General features: G+C 48.1%; 9 protein-coding genes. 1 reads left to right on the forward strand and 8 read right to left on the reverse strand.

What is annotated here, in order from left to right; translation table 11 throughout:
• Window positions 1–393: 393 nt before the first annotated feature.
• From D0S45_18550 to D0S45_18565, 4 genes are all read right to left on the reverse strand, one after another.
• Window positions 394–1,689 (reverse strand): serine dehydratase subunit alpha family protein, encoded by a 1,296-nt coding sequence (locus D0S45_18550; protein TIH12338.1) that lies wholly within the window; start codon window positions 1,687–1,689, stop codon window positions 394–396.
• Window positions 1,690–1,839: 150 nt separating this feature from the next.
• On the reverse strand, window positions 1,840–3,036 hold the full coding sequence (locus D0S45_18555; protein TIH12339.1) for a dicarboxylate/amino acid:cation symporter: 1,197 nt from the start codon (window positions 3,034–3,036) through the stop codon (window positions 1,840–1,842).
• Window positions 3,037–3,106: 70 nt separating this feature from the next.
• Window positions 3,107–3,481: a RidA family protein gene (locus tag D0S45_18560; GenBank protein ID TIH12340.1), complete on the reverse strand. Its 375-nt coding sequence runs from the start codon at window positions 3,479–3,481 to the stop codon at window positions 3,107–3,109.
• 273 nt (window positions 3,482–3,754) lie between these two features.
• The gene (locus tag D0S45_18565; GenBank protein ID TIH12341.1) at window positions 3,755–4,474 is read right to left on the reverse strand and encodes a hypothetical protein; all 720 of its coding nucleotides are present in this window, start codon (window positions 4,472–4,474) and stop codon (window positions 3,755–3,757) included.
• 172 nt (window positions 4,475–4,646) lie between these two features.
• On the opposite strand from D0S45_18565, the gene D0S45_18570 reads away from it, so the two are divergent.
• Complete coding sequence (locus D0S45_18570) at window positions 4,647–5,648, forward strand: GGDEF domain-containing protein (GenBank protein ID TIH12342.1); 1,002 nt, start codon at window positions 4,647–4,649, stop codon at window positions 5,646–5,648.
• A gap of 12 nt (window positions 5,649–5,660) precedes the next feature.
• Here the strand turns inward: D0S45_18570 and D0S45_18575 are convergent, their stop codons facing one another.
• From D0S45_18575 to D0S45_18590, 4 genes are all read right to left on the reverse strand, one after another.
• Window positions 5,661–6,086: an N-acetyltransferase gene (locus tag D0S45_18575; GenBank protein ID TIH12343.1), complete on the reverse strand. Its 426-nt coding sequence runs from the start codon at window positions 6,084–6,086 to the stop codon at window positions 5,661–5,663.
• Window positions 6,083–6,805, reverse strand: a complete 723-nt coding sequence (locus D0S45_18580) for a glycosyltransferase (protein ID TIH12351.1) — start codon at window positions 6,803–6,805, stop codon at window positions 6,083–6,085. Before D0S45_18580 ends, D0S45_18575 begins: the two co-directional genes overlap by 4 nt.
• Before the next feature lie 152 nt (window positions 6,806–6,957).
• On the reverse strand, window positions 6,958–7,782 hold the full coding sequence (locus D0S45_18585) for a TatD family deoxyribonuclease (protein TIH12344.1): 825 nt from the start codon (window positions 7,780–7,782) through the stop codon (window positions 6,958–6,960).
• Between the two features lie 131 nt (window positions 7,783–7,913).
• Window positions 7,914–8,897 carry a glycosyltransferase family 1 protein gene (locus tag D0S45_18590; protein ID TIH12345.1) on the reverse strand — a complete coding sequence of 328 codons (984 nt, stop codon included), beginning with the start codon at window positions 8,895–8,897 and terminating at the stop codon, window positions 7,914–7,916.
• Window positions 8,898–9,206 lie beyond the last annotated feature (309 nt).

Consider the following 9,206-nt stretch of genomic DNA (forward strand, 5'->3'; position numbering starts at 1 on the left):
ATGCAAAATTTAACATTCCCCTTAACTGGAGGGGGTTTGCCCTGCTTGGGCTTTCGTATAAATACTATTTCCAAGAACAGACCATTAAAAACTAAGTAAATGTAATTTCCGCCAAGCTCATGAAAGATCCCCTAGACTCACCTTAAGGTGGACACGGGCTCATCGCCTTGCTGCGCACTGCCTCCGTGCTCGGCAACGGCCAAATGCAATTCAACTACGTTAATAACAAAACCCTGCTCAAAGCCCAGCAGAACCATGCTTGATTAGTATTAAACCTCCTCTGCTCAAGCAAAAAGCAAAGCCCCCGACCATGCAGGATCGGGGGCTTCTTGTTTTCGTCTATCCAAGGAAGGACGAACTTAAAGGGGGGGGGGAGGTGTAGGTATATAAAGATTAAGCTGCCGGAGCAGTTGTGTGTTTTTCAGTCATAATCTTGAGAATTACCTTATCTGTCTGAGCCATACCCACGGAACCAAGCTCACCAACGTTGCGGATGCAGGCTTCGATATCATCATCTAGGATTCCGTCTTTACCGGGAATGGAGATTCCTTTCATGGCCAGTAGTGCGGAGTTGATAGCCGCTTCAACTGCGGAAGCAACCTTCAATGCGCAGGAGGTCTTTGCACCGTCACAGATCATTCCGGCAATATCGCCAAGGGTGTTCTTCATGGCACCTTCAACTTCTTTCAGCCCGCCACCGAATAGAAGCACAATGCCGCAACCAGAAGCCGTGGCAGCAAGACTTGCACCGCAAAGAGCGGAAAGCTTGCCGAGGTGACTCTTCATATGCACAGCGGAAAGGTGGCTGAGGATCAGGGCACGGATAAGTTCTTCTTCAGTAGCATTACGGCGTCTGGCAAAAGCCAATACAGGCAAAGTCGCGGTGAGTCCCTGATTACCGCTACCGGAGTTGCTCATTACCGGCATCTGGATGCCTTCCATACGCGCATCGGAAGCTGCGGCAGTCATCTTGATTGCGTAGGAAACAATGTCATCAGAACGGATGCCGTCTTCAATGTCCTGAGCAATGGATTTACCGACTTTTAAGCCCCAATCATCAGTAAGCCCTTCAGTGGCAACTTTTTCATTAAGCTCAACAGCTTCAAGGATAAAGCGCAGATCTTCCACTGGAGCCTTAGTGGCGTATTCAAAAATTTCTTCCATGCTCATGGTGCAGCCGGATTCTTTCTTCTCATTGCTGAGCAGCGGAGCGGAAAAAATATCTTCACCATTCTTTTCCACCAGCACAATGGCGGCATGCGCACGGGCGATTACGCAGCGGGCTGAATCAGCACCTGATTCAACAACAGCTTCCACGTAAAGCAATTCTTCTGTATCGGCCAACTCTACGTGCAAACGTCCGTCAGCCAACAATTTCTTACCTGCTGCCAGTTGCTCAGCATCAAGGTCACGCAGCACTTCCAGTGCGAGTTCAGATTTACCGCCGGTAACACCCACGGCTGCAGCGATGTCCAGCCCGGTCATCCCGGTGCCGGGAACGCCTACGCCCATGCCGTTCTTGAGCAGGTTGCCGCTCACTTTAACAACGACCTTCTCGGCTTCTTTACCAAGAGTTTCAGCAGCCTTGGCAGCGGCAAGGGCGATTGCAACAGGCTCTGTGCAGCCCAAAGCAGGAACAACTTCACGCTTGAGAATTTCTGCGAATTCAGACCATTTTTTATTAAGCATAGTATGCCTCCGGCGGCTTAAACCCTTTTGAAAAAGGGTTTAAGAATCCCAAAACCTTTTAATTTGGCTTCGCCGCTATGGATATTAAATTTGTGCTTTTCGAAATCCCTGCGGAGTCATAAACTCCGCAGGGTATAATGGAAGACCGGGCTAAGAGGCTCGGCTTTTGTCGAGTTCACCGTTACGGTTGAAGATACCTTCCATCATGAGGGCAAGGGCACCGTCACCGGTAACGTTACAGGCAGTACCGAAGCTGTCCTGAAGGGCGAAGACTGCCAGCAGCAGTGCCACACCTGCGGGGTCGAAGCCGAGTACGCCGACTACGATACCAAGGGAAGCCATAACGGTTCCGCCGGGAACACCGGGAGCGCCGATGGCGAAGATACCGAAGAGCAGGATGAACATGGTCATTGTGCCCACGGAAGGCAGGGTACCGTAAAGCATCATGGAAATGGTCATGGCAAAAAAGGTCTCAGTGAGCACGGAACCGCAGAGGTGGATGGTTGCGCCAAGGGGAACCATAAATTCAACGGTGTCCTTGCCGAGAGCCTTGGATTTACCTGCGCATTCAAGGGAAACAGGCAGGGTTGCGGCACTGGACATGGTACCAACCGCAGTAAGGTATGCGGGGGGATAATGCCTGAACACTTCAAGGGGATTACGCTTGGAAATAATACCTGCGAGAGAGTAGAGAAATGCAAGCCAGATAAAATGCCCGGCAAGAACAATCACGATAACTTCCAAAAATACGGGAAGCTGCTTGGTGAGGCTGCCTTCGTAAGCAAGACCTGCAAAAGTGGCTGCAATAAAAAAGGGAAGAACAGGAATGATGATACGGGTAACAACCTGCATCATAATATTTTCAAATTCACCGAGCATACTTTCAAAAGTCTTGGCCTTGACCCAGATGGTGGCGATACCGAGTACGATAGCGGTAACCAGAGCGGTCATAACAGACATAATCGGCGGAATGGAAAGCTGAAAGACAACTTCGGGAAGTTCGCGAAGACCTTCAACCTGAGTTGCAATGGAAAGATGCGGGATAAGAACATACCCGGCAACGGCAGCCATAGTGGCGGCCCCGGCTGCGGAAAGGTAAGCAAGAGAGACGCCCACGCCCAGCATTTTTGATGCGTTCTGGCCCAGTCTGGTAATCGCCGGGGCGATAAAAGCCAGAATGACAAGAGGAACAGTATAAAAAATGAACTGCCCCATTACGTACTTAGCAGTAACCACAACTTCCATTACCGCATGGTTGGCAAAAAGACCGATACCAACACCTGCTGCAATACCGAAAAGCAGTTTAATGATTAGCCCAAACTCTTTAAATTTTGATTCCTTAGACATTTTCCACTCCTTTGTAAGGGCCGTAAACGACCCTTAGAATTAACCCGGCAGCACCACGAGCCGAATTTAATTATTTCGCCGCAACAGCCTCAATCTCCACCAAAGCACCAAGAGGAAGATTAGCCACTTCAAAACAGCTGCGAGCCGGGAAAGGCTCAACAAAATAAGTCGCGTAGACTTCGTTGATGGCGGCAAAGTCTTCGATATTCTGGATCAGCACAGTGGTCTTGACCACGTTATCCATGGAAGAGTCCGCTGCTTCAAGAACGTACTTAAGATTATCGAGAGCCTGCTTAGCCTGCGCAGCAGGGCCTTCAGGCATCTTTCCGGTTTCTGCATTGATGGGCAGCTGACCGGAGGTAAAAACCATATTTCCGATTTCAATCGCGTGAGAGTAGCATCCGACTGCTGCTGGAGCTTTCTCACTTACAACTACTTTTTTCATTTCTATCTCCTATCTGGATATTTTCTTTGAGCTCAAAAACAACCTTCACGTTGTTACGGATTCACGTATAGCGATAAGAAAATCTCACGTCAATAATTTTTTATTCAAACAAGAAAAAATTATTACTACTTTGAAAAAATATAGATATGCGAAATAAACAATCCTTATTTTCCTCAAAAATAATTTTTATAAGCAAACGCTCACACAAAAGACAAAAGCCGGACCAAGCTCAAAAGAGCTCGATCCGGCTTAAAGCACCTATGGTGATGCTAATTATTTATCGTTAATCTTCTGTAAATAGCGGTAAACAGTCGCCTCGGAGACCACCAAATGTTTGGCTACGTCCTTAATCGCACCTTTAAGCATAAACACACCCCGCTCGTTAAGAGTAGAAACCACATCCATTTTTTCCTCGGAAGTCATTCGTTCCGGCAAGATGTTAGTGTCGGAAATAACCCGCACAATCAGCGATTCAGTTAGATCTTCCATGGATTTCGGGAAAGTCTCGCTGTGCTCTTCTCCGGTAGGCGAGGATGCGTAGTCTTCCTTCTTCACAGAACGGTCAAAACCGGCACTATGAATAACCTTATTGATCAAGTCTCGGGCTGCCAGCATATCTGATGTATCCATATTCAGGCAGAGCATACCGAGAAGCTCCCCGTCGGAATCCTTGATAAAATACGTCGCAGAATGAAGAATATGACCATTTCTCCCCTCAGTGGTATAGCCCATCATCCAATCCTGTTCACGGTAGACCTCGTCCACCATAAATTTCAAAGCCAGATCAGTGAGTGGCGCACCAACACCACGCCCGGAAATATGTTCATTGGCAATGGCAAGAACCGACTTTTCTTTGCTGGTGGCGTCATGCAAGACAACCTCGCAGTTTTCTCCCAGAAAAGTTCCCAAAAACTCCACAAAAGGAATATAATTATCAATCTTTCTTGGCTTAGATTTTGATTTGGCTATGACGGACAAAACTCTCTCCCTAATAATAATTTTTTATCAGCTCCAGAATTTTTTGTACTCATGATAAAAAATTTGYCAATCACCCAGTTCAACTAAACTCGTTTGCGCGAAATTTCACGAGAATCTTGTGCTGTCTTTTTAGGCCGACTCATTGTATGCAAAGAATGCACACCAACACCAACCCCCCAGACAAATCATGTCCATAGATAAATTCGATTTTGATTCAACGCTGTTGACTATAAATTTTGCAACCCGGCTTCTGGCTATGGAAGTAGATCCCGACATCCTTGTGGACCGGGTTCTGGAAGCTTTTTGCGATCTTGGTAATTGTCAGGACGCAACCCTGATGATGTATGATGAATATGACCAGCTCAAAGGAGTTGCGGCTTCACACAAGCAGCACAGATTCATTATTGATGAACAGATTCCGCTAACCAAGGCGATGATTGAAGCTGCCCAGTCCCTGAAACCGGTAGTCCGCCCGGTCTGTGATGATTCAATCTACCCTCTGCCCTCGGAATACTGCAACACGGACAAAACATGCCTGTGCCTTCCGCTGGTTGGTTCCCGCGACCACATTCGGGGATTTGTGACCCTCTATAGGGATAAAGGGCAGCAATGGGATATTTCCGAACTTTTTCAGCTGGGAATCGTTTCAACTGTTGCGGCAATTTCCATCGAGAATTCAAGACTTTTCCGTCAGACGATCGAAGACAGCCTCACCGGGCTGTATATGCGCCGCTACCTGTTCATCAGGCTGCGCGAAGAAATCCAACGTTTCAAACGTCGCGGCGGCCCGCTTTCCGTCATTATGATTGATGTGGACAATTTCAAAGCCGTTAATGATACATATGGACACGCCACCGGAGACGTGGTTCTACGCACCGTAGGCCAAATCCTCCACGAGAACTGTCGCCAAGGTGTAGATATTCCATGCCGTTACGGCGGCGAGGAATTCGTAATCCTCATGCCCGGTTCGGAAAAAAGGGAAGCAGAAATTGTAGCCGAAAGGATCAGGGCGGCCTGTGAAAACAGAACTATTTCCGCCCCCGAAGGAGAAGTAAAAATCACCGCCAGTAGCGGTATTGCTTCCATTGAAGAATGTCAGGACCCCTCAGCGGATAAACTTTTACACATAGCTGACAAGCGACTTTATTGTGCCAAGGAATCCGGGCGTAACCGGGTGGTTAGCAGATAAGAAACCGACAGTTTAACGCTGCCAACTCATCACTAATTCAATTCGTCCTGCGTGCTCATCCTCTCGCTCTGCGCCAACCTTGAATCCCTGCTTTTTGTAAAATGCGACAGATGGCAGGTTTTCTTTGTAGACACAAAGATTAAGACTTTCGTGCTCTTCTTTGGCGTGCTGCAAAAGACGTGAACCAAGGCCTCTTCCCTGCTTATCAGCAGAAACAAACAGGGCCGCAATGGTTTCACCCACAAGACTCATAAATCCGGCAACTTCGCCATCCTGCTCAATCACCCACGTTTCAGAAGCCGGCAGATATTCATGTTGCATGGCACTGAGATTCTCTTCCCAAAATTCACGGGGAACAAAATCATGCGCTTTGATAGAAACTTCGAGCCATAAATTACCTAAAAATTCGTACTCTTCGGGTAAAGCCTTTCTGATCATTTTGATTCCATTAAAATTTTATCACGCAGCAGTTTCAGAGCAAAAAGAGTGTTGGTCACCAGATACCTTTTCCACATCCGCCGAGGTTCCTGCACCAGACGGTAGAACCACTCCAGCCCGCATTTCTGCATGAACTGCGGAGCACGCTTTGTCTTGCCTGCAAGAATATCAAATGCCCCGCCCACGCCCATAACAAAACCAACTCCGAGTTGTTCTTTTCGGCGGTTAATGAAATTTTCCTTTTTCGGAGAAGTTATGGCCACGAAAAGCATTTTAGCACCGGAATTCGCAATATCACTGACCACGGTTTCTTCATCATCCCAAAAATAACCGTGATGATGTCCGGCGATTAACAATTTCGGGTACCTGCTTTGCAAACTGGCAACCGCTTTATCCTGCACTTCCTCTCTTGCACCCAGCAAGTAGACAGATTCGCCTTCCTGCTCCGCCCTTTTAAGCAGCGCATGAAAAAGATCGATACCCGCCACACGCTCCTGCACTTCATGTCCCAGAAAACGCGCGCCCCAGAGCACGCCCATGCCGTCAATGTTGACGATATCGCAGCTCTGCACAGAATCATAAAGTTGCACGTCCCGGCCCATGTTCACCAGCTTGGCAACATTGATCACCACATGCTGGGTGAACAGGCCGAACTTCAAGCGGTTGAATATCTCATCAACAGTCTCAGCCATGGTCCACGCATGCATGCGCGTATTCATGAAAGTTATGACTTTATGATTAATCACGGGAATTTGCCTCCGGCGGCTTAAACCCTTTTGCAAAAGGGTTTAGGAGTCCCAAAAACTTATAGTAGAGCTTTGCATCTTCGTTAACGGACAACCCCCCTCACAAAACGGCAAAGGCATACAACCTATAAATTAAAGAATTTATGTGCGTTGTCTGAACAAATTTTCCAGAGTTCGTTCACATCCATTTCTTTCAGCTCTGCAACCTTGGCGGCAGTAAAAACCACGAACGCAGGTTCATTACGTTTGCCTCGCCACGGTTCGGGGGTCAGGAATGGACAATCAGTTTCCAGCACCAGACGATCAACCGGGATAGATTTCACTGCTTCCTGCGCAATTTCATTCTTTTTATATGTAACAGGTCCGGGAATAGAAATATACCAACCGTGATCTATTATGCGTTGTGCAATCTCAGCATCACCGCCAAAACAGTGCCAAAGCAACGGCTTACCGGACCAGCCGAAATCTTCAAGCACTTCAAGGGTACGCTCATGAGCATCGCGGCTATGTATGACTACTGGAAGATCAAGTTCCTCCGCCAATTTAAGCTGTTTGCGGAAAACATCTTCCTGCACATCATACGGCACACGGTCCCAATAAAAATCCAGACCTATCTCGCCCACGGCTTTCAAGCGCGGGTCTGCCTTGAAAGCATCACGCATGGCCGCAATATCTTCTTCTACAAATTTACCGGAATCATTGGGATGCACGCCGAGTAGAAAGAAGACTTCCGGGGAATCCGCAAAGATCCCCTTGTTTTCATGGTAGGCCTGCGGTCCTAGAAAGACGTTACCGATTTTGCCTACTCCGCTCTCTTTGGCTCTTGCCAGCACTTCCGGCAGATCTTCACGGAATTCTTCCAAATCCAGATGGGCATGAGTTTCCACACCCGGAACATTTATGCCCACGCTCTGGGGCAATGCTCTGTTTTTCTTTTTTTTCTTAGCCATAATATAGATATGATGCGCTACGCGCTTTTGATGAAAGAAGCCTTCGGCGCCCCTCCGGGGACCAAAGAAACTTTTGCAAAAGTTTCTCTGGACTCTTCAAAACCTTTTAGTTGGGCTTTAGAGGGGGATTTCTATAAATTTTCCCAAATACTAAGAACAGCTTTTTCCTGCTCTTTCATAGTATATGAACGGATGGTCTGTTGCCCTGCTTCTAAGGCACTGTCAAGAACAGGACCACCCTCGCGCCAAAGGGTAATGGCTTTTTCAAGATTGAAGGCCGCGTCCAGCACGTCCGCATCTGCGGACCAGAAACCGTTGCCGGACCACGGGACATCACGCAGAGGCCACCACGGTTTGAAGGTCGCGCCTTCAATCTGGCGCATGTAGTCCCAACCCCCGAAACCGGAAAAGCCAACGGGGATACAACCTGACGCAAGAGATTCAAGAGGCGGCAACGGGCAACCTTCCGGGAAGCCGGAAACAAGAAAAATATGGCAGGACCGCAAAGCCTCGGCCACGCCCTTGGCATCCATCCCGGAAATCTCCACCCAACGGACCTCGGCACCGGGGTTACGAGATTCAAAAATGGACTTGATCTGGCTGACGAGAGCTTTGTTCTTACGCGGCATGTACGCAATTTTAATCTTTCCGCCGGACTTCTTCTCAGGAGGATAAAACATCTCCGTATCAATACCCGGCCGCAAAATCGGCGAAACCTTACCAACGGTCTGTTGCATAAACCACTCAACAGGATGGGAAACCGCCAGAAATGAAACAGGCAAATTAGCCCAAGATACTCCTTCCGGCAGGGAGGAAAATAAATAAGCCCAATTCTGGCAGTAAACCAAACATTTAGCCTTAGCATTCAGCCCCGGAGCAAGGCTGTTCACCCAGCCCTCGGGCACCAGCCAGAGATCATCCGGGGTCAGCTGCACATCATCCCAATGGACAGGATCAGGATATCCTTCCGCAAGCTGCGGCATCCAACTACCCTTTTCACGCATGACAAGCTGCACATCCTTGCCGTGACGAGCAAGAATAGAAGCAATCTGGCAAAAAACCGTAATCCCCCCGGTAGGCTTCCGAACCGGAGGTATAAATATATATGTTTTCATAGTTTTGTTTCCCTGACCGGAACATACAACCGTTTCAACAGATTGAAAAGCAATCCCAAAAAATCAACCCCGACAAACCAAACGAAGCGGCAAAGCCTCAATAAAACGTCTTTGAAAGAGAGGGGATGGGGTCTGGGGAAGGGGAGAGAAAACCTTTGGGCGTGAAGTGCCCTATAGATGACGGACAGTCTTCGAGAGGTTAAGGTCAGCTCATGGAGAGACAGTCATGAGTAACCGAGAGTATTCAGAAGAATTTAGGAAGTCTGCCGTCAAGCTCGTCACCGATCTAGGCTATTCATATAACGAAGC

This window comes from Marinifilum sp. JC120, assembly GCA_004923195.1.
Taxonomy (GTDB): Bacteria; Desulfobacterota; Desulfovibrionia; order Desulfovibrionales; family Desulfovibrionaceae; genus Maridesulfovibrio.

What these genes read in the sequence shown, in the direction of transcription:
- D0S45_18555 (TIH12339.1), bottom strand. Translation starts at nt 3,036, where the DNA reads ATGTCTAAGGAATCAAAATTTAAAGAGTTTGGGCTAATCATTAAACTG.
- D0S45_18570 (TIH12342.1), top strand. Translation starts at nt 4,647, where the DNA reads ATGTCCATAGATAAATTCGATTTTGATTCAACGCTGTTGACTATAAAT.
- D0S45_18580 (TIH12351.1), bottom strand. Translation starts at nt 6,805, where the DNA reads ATGAATACGCGCATGCATGCGTGGACCATGGCTGAGACTGTTGATGAG.
- D0S45_18585 (TIH12344.1), bottom strand. Translation starts at nt 7,782, where the DNA reads ATGGCTAAGAAAAAAAAGAAAAACAGAGCATTGCCCCAGAGCGTGGGC.
- D0S45_18575 (TIH12343.1), bottom strand. Translation starts at nt 6,086, where the DNA reads ATGATCAGAAAGGCTTTACCCGAAGAGTACGAATTTTTAGGTAATTTA.
- D0S45_18550 (TIH12338.1), bottom strand. Translation starts at nt 1,689, where the DNA reads ATGCTTAATAAAAAATGGTCTGAATTCGCAGAAATTCTCAAGCGTGAA.
- D0S45_18590 (TIH12345.1), bottom strand. Translation starts at nt 8,897, where the DNA reads ATGAAAACATATATATTTATACCTCCGGTTCGGAAGCCTACCGGGGGG.
- D0S45_18560 (TIH12340.1), bottom strand. Translation starts at nt 3,481, where the DNA reads ATGAAAAAAGTAGTTGTAAGTGAGAAAGCTCCAGCAGCAGTCGGATGC.